Annotated in this window: 21 protein-coding genes and 1 tRNA gene; 11 read left to right on the top strand and 11 right to left on the bottom strand. The window is 63.0% G+C overall.

The genetic code is table 11. From position 1 onward, the window contains the following. Positions 1–4: 4 nt before the first annotated feature. The 5 genes from rfaD to GEMRO_RS0106855 form a co-directional block, all read right to left on the bottom strand. The gene (rfaD, locus tag GEMRO_RS0106835; RefSeq protein WP_027133405.1) at positions 5–985 is read right to left on the bottom strand and encodes an ADP-glyceromanno-heptose 6-epimerase; all 981 of its coding nucleotides are present in this window, start codon (positions 983–985) and stop codon (positions 5–7) included. Beyond that, a complete protein-coding gene (locus tag GEMRO_RS28095; RefSeq protein ID WP_051328780.1) occupies positions 982–1,602 on the bottom strand; it encodes a PqiC family protein in 621 nt (206 codons plus the stop codon). The genes rfaD and GEMRO_RS28095 overlap by 4 nt, the downstream gene beginning before the upstream one ends. Next, a complete protein-coding gene (locus GEMRO_RS28100; RefSeq protein WP_035484870.1) occupies positions 1,599–3,260 on the bottom strand; it encodes a PqiB family protein in 1,662 nt (553 codons plus the stop codon). Before GEMRO_RS28100 ends, GEMRO_RS28095 begins: the two co-directional genes overlap by 4 nt. Next, the gene (locus GEMRO_RS0106850; RefSeq protein WP_084506638.1) at positions 3,257–4,498 is read right to left on the bottom strand and encodes a paraquat-inducible protein A; all 1,242 of its coding nucleotides are present in this window, start codon (positions 4,496–4,498) and stop codon (positions 3,257–3,259) included. Before GEMRO_RS0106850 ends, GEMRO_RS28100 begins: the two co-directional genes overlap by 4 nt. Positions 4,499–4,589: 91 nt before the next feature. Then, positions 4,590–5,492 carry a LysR family transcriptional regulator gene (locus tag GEMRO_RS0106855; protein ID WP_027133407.1) on the bottom strand — a complete coding sequence of 301 codons (903 nt, stop codon included), beginning with the start codon at positions 5,490–5,492 and terminating at the stop codon, positions 4,590–4,592. A 202-nt stretch (positions 5,493–5,694) separates the two neighbouring features. Here GEMRO_RS0106855 and GEMRO_RS0106860 point away from each other — a divergent pair, with 202 nt between their 5' ends. From GEMRO_RS0106860 to GEMRO_RS34620, 4 genes are all read left to right on the top strand, one after another. Further along, positions 5,695–6,267: a YceI family protein gene (locus GEMRO_RS0106860; protein WP_035484873.1), complete on the top strand. Its 573-nt coding sequence runs from the start codon at positions 5,695–5,697 to the stop codon at positions 6,265–6,267. 37 nt (positions 6,268–6,304) lie between these two features. Then, the gene (locus GEMRO_RS0106865; protein WP_027133409.1) at positions 6,305–6,862 is read left to right on the top strand and encodes a YceI family protein; all 558 of its coding nucleotides are present in this window, start codon (positions 6,305–6,307) and stop codon (positions 6,860–6,862) included. A gap of 13 nt (positions 6,863–6,875) precedes the next feature. Continuing rightward, complete coding sequence (locus tag GEMRO_RS0106870) at positions 6,876–7,433, top strand: cytochrome b (protein ID WP_035484874.1); 558 nt, start codon at positions 6,876–6,878, stop codon at positions 7,431–7,433. Positions 7,434–7,510: 77 nt separating this feature from the next. After that, positions 7,511–7,975 carry a YceI family protein gene (locus tag GEMRO_RS34620; protein ID WP_027133411.1) on the top strand — a complete coding sequence of 155 codons (465 nt, stop codon included), beginning with the start codon at positions 7,511–7,513 and terminating at the stop codon, positions 7,973–7,975. On the opposite strand, the gene GEMRO_RS34085 is transcribed toward GEMRO_RS34620, so the two are convergent. Further along, positions 7,948–8,700: an RluA family pseudouridine synthase gene (locus tag GEMRO_RS34085; protein WP_240476619.1), complete on the bottom strand. Its 753-nt coding sequence runs from the start codon at positions 8,698–8,700 to the stop codon at positions 7,948–7,950. The two genes, GEMRO_RS34620 and GEMRO_RS34085, sit on opposite strands and share 28 nt — an antisense overlap. A gap of 52 nt (positions 8,701–8,752) precedes the next feature. On the opposite strand from GEMRO_RS34085, the gene GEMRO_RS0106885 reads away from it, so the two are divergent. The 3 genes from GEMRO_RS0106885 (at position 8,753) to GEMRO_RS34095 (ending at position 10,700) form a co-directional block, all read left to right on the top strand. Next, positions 8,753–8,842, top strand: a tRNA-Ser gene (locus GEMRO_RS0106885). 276 nt (positions 8,843–9,118) lie between these two features. Then, positions 9,119–9,931, top strand: a complete 813-nt coding sequence (locus GEMRO_RS34090) for a hypothetical protein (protein WP_157505485.1) — start codon at positions 9,119–9,121, stop codon at positions 9,929–9,931. After that, complete coding sequence (locus GEMRO_RS34095; RefSeq protein WP_157505486.1) at positions 9,924–10,700, top strand: hypothetical protein; 777 nt, start codon at positions 9,924–9,926, stop codon at positions 10,698–10,700. Before GEMRO_RS34090 ends, GEMRO_RS34095 begins: the two co-directional genes overlap by 8 nt. A 548-nt stretch (positions 10,701–11,248) precedes the next feature. Here the strand turns inward: GEMRO_RS34095 and GEMRO_RS32455 are convergent. From GEMRO_RS32455 to GEMRO_RS0106910, 4 genes are all read right to left on the bottom strand, one after another. Continuing rightward, positions 11,249–12,205, bottom strand: coding sequence for a DUF1376 domain-containing protein (locus tag GEMRO_RS32455; protein WP_169728329.1), 957 nt, complete (start codon positions 12,203–12,205; stop codon positions 11,249–11,251). A 113-nt stretch (positions 12,206–12,318) separates the two neighbouring features. Continuing rightward, the gene (locus GEMRO_RS0106900) at positions 12,319–12,570 is read right to left on the bottom strand and encodes a hypothetical protein (RefSeq protein ID WP_027133414.1); all 252 of its coding nucleotides are present in this window, start codon (positions 12,568–12,570) and stop codon (positions 12,319–12,321) included. After that, entirely contained in the window at positions 12,567–12,839 is a 273-nt protein-coding gene (locus GEMRO_RS0106905) for a hypothetical protein (RefSeq protein ID WP_027133415.1), read from the bottom strand. The genes GEMRO_RS0106900 and GEMRO_RS0106905 overlap by 4 nt, the downstream gene beginning before the upstream one ends. Continuing rightward, entirely contained in the window at positions 12,836–13,069 is a 234-nt protein-coding gene (locus tag GEMRO_RS0106910) for a hypothetical protein (protein WP_157505487.1), read from the bottom strand. Before GEMRO_RS0106910 ends, GEMRO_RS0106905 begins: the two co-directional genes overlap by 4 nt. Positions 13,070–13,339: 270 nt before the next feature. Here GEMRO_RS0106910 and GEMRO_RS35925 point away from each other — a divergent pair, with 270 nt between their 5' ends. From GEMRO_RS35925 to GEMRO_RS34105, 4 genes are all read left to right on the top strand, one after another. Next, on the top strand, positions 13,340–13,549 hold the full coding sequence (locus GEMRO_RS35925; protein WP_169728330.1) for a ribbon-helix-helix protein, CopG family: 210 nt from the start codon (positions 13,340–13,342) through the stop codon (positions 13,547–13,549). Beyond that, positions 13,546–13,926, top strand: coding sequence for a helix-turn-helix domain-containing protein (locus tag GEMRO_RS34855; RefSeq protein ID WP_205624919.1), 381 nt, complete (start codon positions 13,546–13,548; stop codon positions 13,924–13,926). Before GEMRO_RS35925 ends, GEMRO_RS34855 begins: the two co-directional genes overlap by 4 nt. 111 nt (positions 13,927–14,037) lie before the next feature. Continuing rightward, entirely contained in the window at positions 14,038–14,307 is a 270-nt protein-coding gene (locus GEMRO_RS0106920) for a hypothetical protein (RefSeq protein WP_027133417.1), read from the top strand. Beyond that, positions 14,304–14,591 (top strand): hypothetical protein, encoded by a 288-nt coding sequence (locus tag GEMRO_RS34105; RefSeq protein WP_157505489.1) that lies wholly within the window; start codon positions 14,304–14,306, stop codon positions 14,589–14,591. The genes GEMRO_RS0106920 and GEMRO_RS34105 overlap by 4 nt, the downstream gene beginning before the upstream one ends. A gap of 222 nt (positions 14,592–14,813) precedes the next feature. On the opposite strand, the gene GEMRO_RS34110 is transcribed toward GEMRO_RS34105, so the two are convergent. Beyond that, complete coding sequence (locus GEMRO_RS34110; RefSeq protein ID WP_157505490.1) at positions 14,814–15,668, bottom strand: hypothetical protein; 855 nt, start codon at positions 15,666–15,668, stop codon at positions 14,814–14,816. Positions 15,669–15,674 lie beyond the last annotated feature (6 nt).

The following is a 15,674-nucleotide window of genomic DNA, read 5'->3' on the forward strand; positions in this document are numbered from 1 at the left end:
GTGGTCATCGGTAGGGGTCTGTCTGGAGGAGGCTGTTTTGCACATAGCGCCGGACGCCCTCTTCCAGGGGCGTGGGCTGGAACGGGCAGCCGGCCGCACGCAGCCGGTCGAGCTTGGCCTCGGTGAAGTACTGGTAGTGCGCGCGCAGCCGCTCCGGCATCTCCACGAACTCGATCGCCGGCTCGAGGCCGATCGCGGCGAACACCGCCTTGGCGAGGTCCAGGAACGTGCGTGCCCGGCCGCTGCCAACGTTGAAGATCCCGGATGTCTCGGGATGGTCGTACAGCCAGGTCATCACCGCCACCACGTCGTCGACCCAGACGAAGTCGCGCTGCTGCGCACCGTCGGCGATCCCGTCGCGATGGCTCCTGAACAGGCGGCAGACCCCGGTCTCCCGGATCTGACTGAGGAATTGCGGCACGACCGACTGCTGACCGCCCTTGTGCCACTCGTTGGGACCATAGACGTTGAAGAACTTCAGGCCCGCCCATTGCGGCGGCAGCGGTGCGGCGCGCGCGGCGAGATCGACCATTCGCCGGTCGACCATCTGCTTCGACCAGCCATAGGCGTTGCGCGGCCGCAGATCGGCCAGACGCCCGGTGGCATCGTCGAAGCCTGCCTCGCCGTCGCCGTAGGTCGCCGCCGAGCTGGCATAGATCAGCCGCGTGCCGTGGCGGGTGCACCAGGCCACCAGGTCGAGGGTGGTGCGGATGTTCTCCTGGACGATCAGGTCGGCATCACGCTCGTCGGTCGAGGAGATCGCGCCCAGGTGGAACACGGTGTCGACCTGCCCGACATGGGCGTCCAGCCACTTGAACATCCGCTCGGGCCGGATGACGTCGGCCAGCCGGCGCTTGGCGATGTTGTTCCACTTGTCGCCGCTGCCCAGCCGGTCGCAGCAGACCAAGTCCGGCAGACCGCGCTCGTCCAGGGCCGCCAGCAGCACCGAGCCGATGAAGCCGGCGCCGCCGGTGACGAGGATCATGACGAGCGTCCCCTGCTGGCCGCCTGCTCGACCGCCGCCGGGATCGTCATCGCGATCCGGTCGACCAGGGCGCCGACCGCCCGGCTCATCCCGTCCACGATGCTGTCATAGTCGTCGGGTGTCGCCTGCTCGACGATGTCGGATCGTTCGGTCGTCAGCAGGTCGCCGCGCTCGTCGAGCAGCCGCCAGCGCGTGTCGAGGGTGATCTGTCCGGCAGCGTCCACGTCGAAGCGGAGCACGTTCAGGTCGAGTTCCATGGTCGGGTCGAAGGCGCGGTCGTCCGGCAGCACCATCACATGCTCCCCGCCCAGCTTGCGGCGGAAATTCTCGACCAGCACGTCGGCGAACATCCCACCCAGCGGCTCCGACCACTGGTCGAACTCGGCGACGCTTATCCGGGTGGCGTCCGCGCGCGTCACGATCTGCGGGCGGTCGAGATATTCGGGAAAGCGGATCGGCGCGATCGCCAGCAGCCGGGTCGGCGGTTCGGTGCCGTGGCTCGGCTCGGCGACCGGGATCATCTGGTAATAGCGGGTGGGCGCGGTGCTGGAGCAGGCCGAGACTACTGACGCCAGAAGGAGCGCCGCCGCGGCCAGCCTGATGGGACGGATGATCATCGGTATCCTCCGGTCTTGCCGCGCAGCAGCGCTTCGGGATGGCGCTCGAGATAATCGGCCAGGTTGCCGATCGATCGCGCCGCCGAGGTCAGTTCCTTCAACATGACGTTGATGTCCTGGCGGGTGCCGGAACGGGGGCCCATCAGCGTGTCGGCCGACCGCGCCGCGTCGCCCAGCGCCTTGGTGGTGCGCTCCAGCTCCGCCAGGGCCGGCACGGAAGCCTTGTTGAGGTTGTCCGCCAGGGTCGAGAGCCGCGTCAGGACCTCGTTCACGTTGACCAGCGATTCCTGCAGTTCGCCGGACCCGGCGATCTTGGCGATGGCGTCCGCCGTGACGGCGAGTTGCTCGGTCAGATCGTCGATGGGCAGCGTGGCGATCTTCTCCATGATGCCGGTCAGCGAGCGCTCCAGCGTATCCAGGCTGCTGGGCGCGGTCGGCATCCGGATCATGCCGCGCTCCTGGCCGATCTTCGCCGGTGGCGCGCCTGGCACGAAGTCCAGCGTGACCATCATCTGGCCCGTGATCAGGCTGCCCGTGGCGAGCTGGGCCCGCAGGCCACGCTGCACGAACGAGGCCAGCGCGCTCAGATCCTTCGCCAGGACGCCGTCGACGATCCGGATCCTTTCCGGCTCGATCTCGTAGATGACCGGGATCCGGATCTCCCTGTCGGCGACATCGTACTCGATGCCGATCTCGCGCACGGTGCCGATCGGCATGCCGCGCAGCTCGACCGGAGCGCCCGGGCTCAGGCCGCGCACGGAGCCGTCAAAATACGAAATGACCGGGATGCGTTCGGTGATCGTCCCTTCGGCAAGCTTGCCGGCGCTGTCGAAGAGGTTGAAGGCATGCTCCTCTTCCGCAGGCGCCCCTCCCTGGGGCGAATCGAACACCACGCCGCCACGCAGCAGGGTCGCCACGTTGCCGACCGAGAACTGGACGCCGTCGGCACCGAGCTCGAAGTCGAAGGCGCGTTCGCGCCAGAACCGGCTCGTGGTGCTCACCAGTTCCGCATAAGGCTGTCGGACGAACAGGTGGAGGATGAGGTCACCCCTCTCGGTCGGCGGATCGAAGTCGGTGATCTCCCCGACCGTGATCCCACGGAACATCACCGGGCTGCCGATCGAAAGACTGCCCAACGTAGGGGTACGAAGCACGAAGCTTCGGCCGGGCGTATCGGAGCGGACCCGCGGCGGGTTCTCCAGGCCGGTGAACTCCGTCTCGAGCTTGCCTCCCTCGCCTGGATCAACCTCGATATAGGCGCCGGAAATCAGCGTCTCCAGGCCGGAAACCTGCCCTCCGCCAATACGCGGGCGCACCACCCAGAACCGGCTCCCCTCGCGGATCAGGCCACTGGCTTCCGCCTGGACCTGGATGTCGACCTCGACGCTCTTCAGGTCGCCGCCGATCGTGGCCGCGGAGACCTGACCGATCTCGATGTCGCGATAGCGCAGCTTGGTCTTGCCCGCCTCGATCCCGGACGCGGTCTGGAAGGTCACGGTGATCTGCGGGCCTCGGCTGCTCCAGGTCGTCCAGGCAACCCAGAGGGCAAGACCGATCGCCACGACCGGCACCAGCCAGATGATCCCGAAGGTCTTGCGCGCGCGCGGGACCGGCCGCGCCGGCGGGACCTTTGGCTCCTGCGGCGGGGTCGGGGTCATGCACGCCGCCAGATGGAGCGCGGGTCGAAGGCGGAGGATGCGAGCATGGTCAGTACCACTACGGAGGCGAAAGCGAGGGCACCGGGGCCCGGGACGATCGTCGCCACGTTGCCGAGGTGGACGAGCGCCGTCAGGATTCCGATCATGAAGACGTCGACCATCGACCACCGCCCCACCAGTTCCACGATACGATAGACACGTATCTTGGTCAGCGCGACCGCACGGGGCCGGTTCTTCGCGGCGATCAGCCAGCCAAGCGCCAGGATTTTGAGGACCGGCACCAGGATGCTGGCCGTGAACACCAGCACCGCAACCGGGTACATCTCGGCATGCCAGAGCTCGATGACCCCGCTCAGGATCGTGTCGGGCTGGCCGGCGCCGAAATAGAACACCGTCATGACCGGTAGGACATTGGCCGGCACATAGAGGACCACCGCCGCGATCAGCAGCGCCAGGGACGTTTTCCAGGCATCCGGGTTTCCCTCATGAACCGAGGCGCCGCAGCGCGGGCAGCCCACATGCTGCGCCTCGGCATCGACCCGGACCAGCTGCCGGCAGGAGTGGCAGCTTAGGAGACGGCTTCCGGGTGTGCCTTGCAACATGGTCGGATCGGCCTGCGGCATCAGCCGGTGCCAGACCGCCATCGGCTCGGACTTCGCTTCCGCCGCGATCTCGAACAGGACGGTGGCGAGAAAGGCATAGACGGCGATGCCCAGCTCGATATGGGCCAGTTCCACCAGCTTCACATAGGCGACGATCATGCCCAGCAGGTACACCTCCATCATCGCCCAAGGGCGGACCCCGCCGACGATCCGGTAGATCCGGCCGGCGAGCGGCCAGCGGCGGCCGTGGCGGAGGGGGAGCAGCACGTAGAGAAGCCCGCAGATCTTGATGGCGGGCGCCACCGTCGCCACCAGGAAGACCAGGACGCCCAGCGGCCAGAGTTCGCTCTGCCACAGGGCGAAGCTGGCGGATAACAGCGTGCTGTCCTGGGCGATGCCTTCGATGTTCAGCGTCATGAACGGCATCGTGTTGGCGACGAGGAACGAGACGGCGGCTGCGATCAGCAGGGCGATGGGCGGATCGAGGTCGCACGAGAGCGTGCCGAGGCCCCCCCGGCAGCGGGTGCATTTGTAGTCGTGCAGGTTGTCGCCGACCGGCAGGCGGTGGAGCTTGCCGCAGTCATGGCAGGCGATCAGCCTGGTGGCCGTGCCGGCGGGTGCCGCAGCCATGGTCATGGGCACGTGCCGGCAGGCTGGGCGAGGCAAGGCCGGCTGGTCTTCGGAAACCAGGGCCGTTGCCGCGCATCGTTGGCGGGCCGGGTGATCTTCATGGCTCCCAGTAGGGCCTGCCACCGAAGCGGGTGACCAGGAAGTCCACGAAGCTGCGCACCTTGGGCGACAGATGGCGATTGGCAGGGAACACCGCGTAGATCGCCCGGTCCTGCGGCTTGTAGCGCGCCAGGATCTCGACCAAGCGGCCGTCGCGGAGCGCCTTGCCGGCGATGAAGGTCGGAAGCGCCACGATACCCTGGCCGTCGATTGCGGCCTGCATCAGGATCCCGCCATTGTTGCTGCTGATCGGCCCATGGACCCGGACCGTGCAGCTCCTTCCCTCGCTTTCGAACCGCCACTCGTCGCGTTCGGCGGCATAGGCGTAGAGCAGGCAATCATGGCCTACCAGGTCGTCCGGCCGCTCCGGGACCCCGCGGGCTTCCAGGTAGGCCGGCGAGGCGGCCAGGACGATATGGGCGGGTGCCAGGCGACGCGCCACCAGCGAGCTGTCCTTCAAACGCCCGATCCGGACCGCGATGTCGAACCCTTCCTCGATCAGGTCGATCACCCGGTCGTTGACCACCAGGTCCAGCTGCACGTCCGGATGGAGGCGGCGATAGTCGCCGATGCAGGAGGCCAGGTGCAGTTCGCTGAAGCTGACCGGGGCATTCACCCGCAGGAGGCCGCGCGGGTGCTGGCCGCTTTCGAGAAGGTGCCCGTTCGCCTCCTCGACGAGTTGCAGGATATCCTGGCAGCGCCGCAGATATTCCGTGCCGATCTCGGTGAGACCGACCTTGCGGGTGGTACGATGCAGCAGGCGCACGCCCAGCCGGTCCTCGATGGCCGCCAGATGCTTGCTCACCATGGTCTTGGACATGCCAAGCGCCTCGGCCGCCGGAGCGAAACCGTTCTTGTCCACGATCGCCGCGAAGACGCGCATGCCGGTGAGCTGGTCCATGAGCGGACCGATGGCACAGCCATCATCCCCTGTGAAGAAACAATCCGTGGAACAGCGGCTGCCTGTTTCCGAGGTCCCGATTGCGCCACCTTGGCTTTCCGGGAAGCTGGCAGACCACCCAGTGCCCTGACCTACGGGGCCTCGCTTCCGGAACGCCCGCACGTCCCGTCCTTCATGCCCCCTGCTCGGAAAGGAGATCGCCATGAAAAGGCTGCTCGCCATCGCCGTTCTGGCCATGCCGCTGGGAGCGGCGGCCCATGCGGCGGAACCGTGGACGATCGACGAGAGCCATACCGCGATCACCTTCACGGTCGACCATTTCGGCTACTCGACCGTTCATGGCTTCTTTCGCGAGTTCGACGGCGAGCTGACCCTCGATCCGGAAGCGCCGCAGGCCTCCGAGGTGGCGTTCACCATCCAGGCCGACAGCATCGACACGCTCCACGACAAGCGGGACGATCACCTGAAGAGCGCCGACTTCCTGGACGTGGGCCAGTACCCGACGATCACCTTCCAGAGCACCAACGTGGAGACAGTGGGCGACGATGCCGCCAAGGTGACCGGCGACCTCACCATCAAGGGGGTCACCAAGCCGGTGGTGCTCGACGTCCGGCTCAACAAGCTGGAGCCCAGCCCGATGACCCAGGCGCCAACCGCCGGCTTCACCGCCACCACCGTGATCAAGCGGTCCGACTTCGGCGTATCTACCTATGTGCCCGCGGTCGGCGACGAGCTGACGGTGCGGATCGACACTGAATCGAGTCCGGCGGACTGAGCGGATGAGCTTGCCCATCGTGCCGACGAGGCACGCCATGATGTCCCGGATCGGCGCGGCTGCCCTGGCTGCCCTTGCCTGGGCCTTGCCGGCGGCGGCCGCGGACTGGACGGTGGATCCGGCCCGGAGCACCCTGGCGGTGACGGTCCACCAGGGCCAGACGCCGATCCAGGCGCGCTTCGAGCGGTTCGATGCCGAGATATCGTTCGACCCGGCCGATCTCGAAGCTGCCCAGGTCGTCGTCGCCGTGGACCTGGCGTCCTTCACCTCCGGCGATGCGCAACGCGACCAGCAGGCAACCGGACCGGACTTCCTGGACGCAGCCGGCGCCGCCCAGGCGGAATACCGCACCACCTCGATCGAGGCGATGGGCGGGGACCAGTATGAGGTGGAAGCGGAGCTGACCCTGAGGGGCATCACCCGCCAGCTCCGCCACCGGGCGACCATCGTGGTGAATGGCGGCAGCGCCCACGCTACCGGCATGGTGCCGCTCATCCGCACCGAGTTCGGCGTCGGCAGCGGGCAGTTCGCCACCGGCAGCCTGGTCGGCCTGGAGGTCGAGGTGGCGTTCGACCTGTGGGCTGAGGCGCAATGAGGAGCCGGCAGGCATGACGCTGCGCAACGGCCCCAACCGGTTCGGCGTGATCGCGAAGTCCTTCCACTGGGGCATGGCACTGCTCGTCATCCCCCTCTGGGGCCTGGGCTTCTACATGGTCGGCCAGACCCAGGACCTGCTGGCGCAGTACGAACTGTACCAGCTCCACAAGTCGTTCGGCTTCGTGGTCTTCACCCTTGGGCTGCTGCGCCTGGCTTGGCGCCTTGTCGATCCCCCGCCGCCACTGCCGGCGGACATGGGCCGCCTGCACCGGCTGGGCGCCCATTTCTTCCATATCCTGTTCTATCTGCTGCTGATCGGCATGCCGGTGAGCGGCTTCCTGATGAGCGCAGCCTCGCCGCTGGGGATCCCCACGATCATTTTCGAGACGATCCCGCTGCCTCACCCGATCGGTCCGTCCGAGGCGGCCTATGGGTTTTTCCAGACCGCGCACTACTATATGGCTATGCTGCTGGCCGGCACGCTGGCCGTGCACGTGCTGGCGGCCCTGCATCATCACTTCATCGAGAAGGACGAGGTGCTGCGGCGCATGCTCCCTTTCGCGCGCTGACGCTGGCCCTTCTGGCGGTCGGTCTGGCTCCTGCGGCTGCCGCGCGGGACTACGAGGTCGATCCTGCCAGGACCCGGGTGGAGTTCACCGTGGACGCCACCGGGTTCGCCAGTGCGACCGGCACGATGCAGGTGGTGCGCGGGCAGCTCGACCTCGATCCCTCCCGACCGGAGCAGGCACGTCTCGACCTCACCCTGGACGCTGCCTCGATCGACACCGGCCTCGCCGCCCGGGACGAGGCGATCCGCGGCGCGCAGTTCCTGAACACCGCGAGCTTCCCGGAGATCCGCTTCACCACCAGCGCCGTCCATCCCGACCGCGCCGGCAAGGCGACGGTGCTGGGCGAGCTGGAGATGCTGGGCGTGCGCCGGACCCTCGCCATCGACACCGAGCTGGACCGGGCGCCGGAAGCGGAGGGGCCGGTCCGCTTCACCGGTGCTGCGCGCCTGGCGCGCAGCGACTGGGGGATGACCGCCTTCCTGCCCCTGGTCGGCGACGAGGTGCGGATCTCGTTTCAGCTGACTGCGGTGCCCAGCCCGTAGCGGCGCATCTGCGCCTGGAAGTCCGGCGGCAGCGGGGCCTGTGCCCGGATCGTCTCGCCGGCCATCCAGGGGATCTCGATGGCGCGCGCATGCAGCATCAGGCGCGAGGCCGTGTCGGCGCCGCCATAAATGCGATCACCTAGGAGCGGGGCCGCCAACGCCTTGAGATGCACCCGGATCTGGTGGGTGCGCCCGGTCCGGGGCCGGGCCTCCACCAGGGCCACCCCGTCCGCGCGGGCGATCACCCGGATGTCGGTCACCGCCGCCTGGCCCTCCCCGCTCGGCTCCATCCACCAGCCGCGGACCTCGCTGCGCTTGGCCAGGGGCAGGTCGATGCGGCCGTCCTCCAGGCCCGGCGCGTCGCCCACCAGGGCCAGATAGGTCTTGGTCACCGCCCCCTTGGCGAACAGCTCGCCCAGCCGCGCCAGGGCGGGCTTGGTTCGTCCCAGCACCAGGCAGCCGGACGTCTCCCGGTCGAGCCGGTGCGCAAGGCCTGGCGGCCGCCCCTTGCCGAACGCAAGCCAGGGCAGCAGCGCGTCCAGGGTAGCACCACCTTTCGGCCCGGCATGCACCGGCAGCCCGGCCGGCTTGTCGATCACCATGACCGCATCGTCCCGGTGCAGCACCCGCCTGGTCATCGCGACCGCCGCGTCCGGCATCTCCCCCGTGACCGGCTGCCACCGTCGCTTCCTGGCCGGCTCCCGCCGCAAATCGTTCCGAACCATGCACCCTATCCTTGCGGCCTCGTCCTGCGGACGCTACACCACCACGCGCCGCGGAGGGATGCCGGAGTGGTCGATCGGGGCGGTCTCGAAAACCGTTGTGCCAGCGATGGTACCCAGGGTTCGAATCCCTGTCCCTCCGCCAGCGTTTTGTTATAACCCATTGGTATTGCGACCCTTATAGCTGCTCTGCTTAAGGCAGACCCTACGTTGGCCCCTACCAGCTGATTGCATGCTATCACCATGCGGCTACCGTCACTGCCAGCACGCTGGGTGATAGGCTTGCTTTGGTCCGCGAGGGGTAGCCAGAATGGCCGTATCTGGTGATGACCGCAGACACTCGAAACGCCTGCGGCCGAAACCCACCTTGTAGGGTGCTTGTACACCAGATAGGGTTCATGGGCTGCTCCAGGGGGAAATAATGGCGTTTGTGCCGCTGAATGACGATCATGCAGTGGCATCGTGCGACTTTGCGTTGGCGCTTAGCCGACCGCTACCGCGAAGTGCAATAAGCGAGCTTCAGTCGCTGGCCGCTTCCCTTGCGGCAGAACTGCCAGCATCGGCAATGGTGCAGCCTAGCGACGTAGATGATGCCATTGTGCCCATCATATCGAATGGGGCACCGGGCATTGAGCTTGCCTACTTGCGGCCTGACGGAAGCCCGGTATGGGCCCTGAGGCTAATAAATAATGAAATATTTGTAAGCTGCACTCGTTATACCCGTTGGGAAAAAAGTTGGGATCAAGCTAGATCTTATCTTTGGCAAGCGTTAGCAAAGCTAGCCCTAATAAAGTTTGAAGCTGCTGTCGCAGTAATAGCCCTCCGCGTCGTTGACCGCTTTTCGTCCAACGAAGATACCGCAAAAATAGACGATTTGTTTCAGCGACATTCCTGGTTACCTGATCCAATATTTGCTGGCGGTCCACTATGGCACAATCACTCAGGTTGGTACTCAGACCATGATAGTGGTCCGACGCTCAACAACCTCAACTTAACCGCACAGCGAGTGCAAGATGGTCAGGGTCCCGCCAGGATAGTCATTGATATCGTGCATCGCCTTCAATTACGCCTCCGAAGTTCTGAAATCTTGTCACAAGATTCTATCCAAAGTATCCAGGCAGTCATTGATCAACACATGAATGATTTGCATCTAAACAACAAAGTCGTACTTCACGGCTTGCTACAGCCTGTAGTGTTGGATAGGATCGGGCTTAAGGTGACACCAAATGCCTGAGTTAGATTTTGCGATTAGTGGCCATCCATTTCTTGAAGTTCTTGATGATGAGCCGCAACATAGTGATCCTTGGGCTGCAATGGATCCAGAGATCTCGTGCAGAAGCGTGAGACGTCGCGGGTGGACTTCATCTAGGCGCCGCAGTGAGTTGCTTGGAATTGATGATCAACACGACTCATTAATACCCGCACCAGATCATGATGTCCGACAAAATTTTCGCCTGCGGACATCAAGCGCTGCTGTAGAAGAAATTCGACGCAATTTTAAGTTTCATACCCCCAGACATGTCTTTTTTAGTTATGTTCATAAAGAAGTGTTAGACGCTTATAGTAAGCATCTTTTGGATAGCATACATTCTGCGTTGGTTGATGTTACCCCAAAAAAGGCGGCTTCGCCTGTCCTGGAGCAATGGGAGCGCGCGCTTCTTGATTTACAGAGTCTCTCTGATGATTGGGCTGGCCCGGGTACCACGCCTCCTTCAGACCATGCAAAGGCTGATGTGGAAGCATTGAGGCTTCTACTGGCTCAAGCTCAGACAGCGCCAGAGTTTGAAGTCGATGAGAGTGATGGACAGATCACCCTCCGTTGGGTGGACGCTGCTATGGAGCGTTCATTTGCTCTGGTTGTGCCGGGCAACAAGACGGTTATTGCTGTTGGCTCAGCCGGCACTGGCTTGTCTCCAAGAGTGCAAACATTAGCCGTTGATGATGAGGCTGCACTACAGGCACTTCTAGAGCAGCCATCGGTTGCAGCTTTGATCAATCCCTAAGCTATTTTGACCGGCAGCATGCTGACTCATTCATCGCACCTCCCCGACGAGCGCATGCATGCCTTGTAGTAGTCCCTGCCCTCGTGAGTTGCATTGGTTCTCTCCGGACTCTCCGGGAGTTGTGCGCGACAGTGAAATTGTGTGCAGGGCCGCGTATGACCCAAATCACGTACGAAAGGGCGTGGTCAAGCCCTCGATAATAAAAAATACTGATCTTCTAAATGGAGAGCTCTCGGTTTGGCGGATGGAACAACTAGATCCGCCATCCTTTGAGGGTGCGGTTCACCATTGCTCAGATCAAGCTCAGGCAGACGCTACCCTTCATTCTCTTTCTGTGCCTACGGCAAGGGCTATTCGGCAAATTCGTGATATAAATGGATGTTCAGCATTCTGCGTTATTGACGATACCCGGACTGGCGCCACCACTAGTCATGTTGCCCACGCAGCTGTCGCCATCTGCCAGATGCTTAAACCTGAAGAAATGGACAATAATCACCCAAGATACGTGGAAATAAAAAATGAGCTTTTTTTGGTGCTAAAAAGATATCTTAGGTCAGTGTAGCGTACTTAGCGCTACTGCAGTTGCTGTTGTCTTGAGCAGACAAGAATTCTAGCTGTCGCTCCACCGCGAGAAACAGATCTCTCGTGTCTCGTCCTTGGCCTAGCCGCTCTACCAACCTTACCAGCCTCTCCGATCCCACCCGCTCCAACAGCGCGTCGTACCGGACACGACTCTGCGTCGCCAGCAGTGCTCCAGCAGCAAGCCGTACTAGCTCAATCGGCTCAGCAGGCGTTGCAGGAGCAGTCGCCGCCTCTGGCGCCCCATCCTGCCACCGCCGCTGATCCAGCCAGTTCGCCGGGTGCAGGATGTAGCGCTCCTGCGTCTTGTCTGCCTTCCAGCGCGCTGCAGCCGCCTTCACCGCTGCCACCAGCTCCTCGGCTCCCACCTCAGCCCGAGCCCGCTGATAGGCTTCCAGCGTCGCCCGCCTGCCGATCTGCCTCGGATAGGCCTGCCACCAGACCTCGAACTCCGCATCGAGCACACGCTCGTCCCCTGGCAGGGGGACTGTAGGGGGTGATTCTTTGGTTTTGGTCTTTGGTTTTGGATAGGGGCCAGCTTGCTGCCGGTTTGCTCCCTCATTCGCTGGAGCAGCCTCGTGCTCTGCCAAGGGCTTAGGCTCCCGACCTTGCCGAGCCGCCTTGGCGCGTTTCTCCGAGATCGCTCCCAGCCTTTCGCGCACAGATCGCTGCTTCTTCTGTGTCCAGACGCCATCCTCGATCCGCCAGAACGAGGCCAGCACCGGGCGCAGGCGCTTCTTCCAGCGGTCGAGCGTCACCTTGGCCACCCGGGCCAGGAAGGCGTCGTCGTCGCGCAGGCAGCAGCCAGGCGAGCGCCAGGCAGCGAACAGGAGCAGCATGTAGGCACCATGCTCCTCGGTGGTCAGATGGGTCGTGTCGGCGAGATAGGCGTCCGTGTAGAACGGCATCGCCGGGAAGTCGGCCATGGTGGATTCCCCATGCGCCATAGATCACCGGCGACAGCAGCCGCGGCGGGATCAACATGGCGTGGATGAAGGGAGGGCCGCCTCGGTGGTAGGCGAGGCGGCTTAGGTTCAGCTTAGGGCGATGTGACGTCCTTGACGAGTATCACGAGCTTTTGCTGGATCTCGCGTGCCTTGGACAGGCCGTCCTCGTAGCGTCCATAGACGTCGCTGATCATGTCGGCGATCGCTTCACCCTCGTGGGGCACCAGGCTGGCGGCGCCACGTCCGGCAAGCCACAGCGTGCGCACCTGGGCCTGCGCCTCGTCGAGCGCATGATCGAGTTCGCGGACGTGATCCACGATCCGGTCGAAGGGGATGTGGCTCATATCGCGACCTCCTCAGGCGTCGCACCGAGCGTGGTGCGAATGTCGGCCATGCAGTCGCGCATGTCGTCGGCCAGCTCGAATGCGGCTTCCAGTTCATGCGCGTGGGCTGCGTCCTGGTGGTGCCGTGCCTGCAGTGCCAGCGCCGACAGAACCAGATGCAGCTGTGTCGACTTGGTCCATGCGTGGTCCAGGGCATCGGTCAGTTCGACGGCGTTGACAGTGGAGAGATCTGGCACGCCGCCCGGGGTCCGCTTGGGCTTCGTGGTCATGCCACCTCTCCGGCCAACATGCGCTCGATGTCGGAGAAGAGCCCGTCCAGCCAGCCGCCCGCCTCCGGCGGGTCCTCCTGGCGGTAGAACGCGAGTTTAAGCCGGATGTCGTCGAGCGACGTGGCCGGCGTGGCGAAGAGTTGATCCTCCAGCGTGCTCCAGATCTGGTATCCGGCCTCGGCCGCCAGACTTTGCTCGGTGCCCTCGGACACAATGCGCCAGTCCGCCATGGCGTCCTGCCATTGGCGGTGGAGGGCCTGCACGAGAGAAGGCGGAGCAGAGGCACGCGCAGTGCTTGCTGTGACGCCGATCACTCCGGCTGCGCCAGCTTGAGCGAGCAGTGTGCGGCGGGTTGGTGTAAGGGCGTGGTTAGCCGATCGCATGGAAGCACTCTTCTGCGTGAGGTTAGGGCCGGGGATGAGTTCCCGCTCTCTCCGGCCCACTTTCATGTCGTACGCGAAAGCGTTGATCAATGTCAACTGCTGTAGTACATGAAAGGCATGAAGCGACCACGCCCTACTAAACTGCCTCACCTCGTGCAGCTTCGCCTGCCTGACGAGCTAGCAGCCGCCATTGATGGTTGGCGCCGCGATCAACAGGATATTCCTACTAGGTCAGAAGCTATCCGCCGCCTGATCGAGTCAGGCCTGAAGGCGGAGAGCGAAAAGCCGCTGCCGTCTGCTGAGAAGGTCACCGAGGTCATTCGGTGACTGAGCGGCTGGTGGTCGATGAGGTCGAAGCAGCCTTCATGCTCGGGGCTTCCACCTTCACGGAAGCGAAGCAGATCCTTCGAGACATTCCTGTGGTCAAGGATCGTCTGAGCGTAAGGTACAGCGTCGAGGATCTGAAGAAGGCCACCGGGATGGGCGATCTTAGGCAGGCGGACGATGTTGCCACGCCGCCTGATCCGAGGGCGCTGATGCTTCCACGTGAGGCGGCCCATTACCTCCGGATCTCGCCTGCCTCGCTTGTTGACTGGCGCTACAAGCGACGTGGCCCACCACACGTTAAGGTCGGTGGCCGCGTTTTCTACCGCATGTCAGACCTGGATGTCTGGCTCTCTGAGACTGCTGCGAAATCGAAGTAGGAATGGGGGCAAACACCATCGAGCGTGAGGCCGTCGCTGCTCGCGTCCGTGACATCGTGCCAGTTTGAGTGGGAGCGGAAGCCAACCTGAGCAGCAGGATAAGGAGCGGACATGATGGAAAAGCTGGCTGTCGGTGAGGTCGAGGCCGCCTACATGCTGGGCGCGTCCGACTTCGCCGAAGGACGCCGCCTGCTGCGCTCCATCCCGCCATTGTCCGGCACCACGAAAAAGTACAGCCTTGCCGAGATCCGCAAGCGTGCGGGGGAGGACCAGCGCACCTCCCAGGATCTGGCGAAGGTGGAAGATGCCCTCATCGCGCGTGCGAAAGCTCCGGCACGTGCCCCGGTACGTCGTCGCAATGCGGCCAAAGATGATAGATGACCCAGAGCATTCCTGAAGCAACGCTGCCGCAGCGCCTGACGGAGCGGGATGCCTTGATCATCTCGGCATACCCTTCCGTTAAGCACCTCAACGCCGCCATCCGTCGGGGCGACTTCCCGCCTCCCGACCAGCAGGACAGATCAGTTGGACCGCTCTGGTGGAACAGCACGATCAAAGCCTGGGCAGCCGCTCATGGTTGGAAAGACCCGCATCCGTCGGCGTCTCGACGCGAGATCGAGGTTGAAGCGACGCAACGAGTGCTGATGGATAGGTTCAGCCGGTAACTGGCAGCGCAGCCGGAAATTGGCACAGGCGCGGGACTGCCCGAGGTTCAGCGGCAGGCGGAATGTAGCGGTGGAACGGCAGGAGGGGGCGGGGCTGCCGTTGCCGGGGTACTGGCGGCCGAGGTGAGAGCGCCGCACGTAGGAGGCTGGCGGGTCATAGCGAGCGCACGAACGTGCCCCAGTTGTTTAGGTAAAACAGGAACCGAAACCGCAAGGGGTTTCCTAGTCACTCAACAACTTCAGCCATCGCTGCAGCACAGGCGTGGGCTCATCGTCCGTAGGTTCACGATATAACGCTGACCAGTTTTGGAACACCTCCTCGTTGGGGAGGAGGCCACTCCTCTCAGCCTTTCCAAAATTGGGCTCATTTATCCTTGGCGCAGAGTCCCCTAACTTTCGAGCCCGCCTCTTTCCAAGTTTTACAAGTTCCTTTTGAATAATTCTACCAAATCCAATTGTCGAATTCATTGAAGATTCTATTATCTCCAACAAGGATGGATGAGTTTCATCAACACGACCACGATCTGTCACCAATCCGAAATACTTACTGTACCCCTCTACGCCTTGATATTCTTTAGCCATCATGTCAGTGATGAAAGCATTGCGTCTGTTCACGGCTCCATTGAGAGCTGACATGCACCTAATCATAGATGCAGTCGCCCCCAACAGCCGTCCGTGCGACGGGATCTTTTCAAAGATAAGACTTTCAATCCTAGCGAGGGGAACAACAGGAGGATCAACGGCATCCAAAAGAAATTCGATGTGAAAATTCACTAATATTCCTTCTGGAATATCGTCCGTGTTCTCCGCAAACTCCTCATATCTCTTTAATTTCAAGGAAAAGTCTTCAAGCATGGGCCTTACCGCTTCCTGCTTAAAGACCAAAAGCGTATTTATCGCGTCAAAAATAAGAGCTATCGCCGCATTTATATTATTTATCTCCTGCTGCAATTCATCCCTAATCTTTTGCCGCTTAGCAATCAAGTGGCCACCATATGCTCCTCCAACTGCCGACAATGTGCCGACAAGAAGACCGCTAAAGAATTCGGAATTCAGGAAATGCCAAAGTTGGTTCATGGAGTG

The sequence above is a fragment of the Geminicoccus roseus DSM 18922 genome (assembly GCF_000427665.1).
GTDB lineage: Bacteria > Pseudomonadota > Alphaproteobacteria > Geminicoccales > Geminicoccaceae > Geminicoccus > Geminicoccus roseus.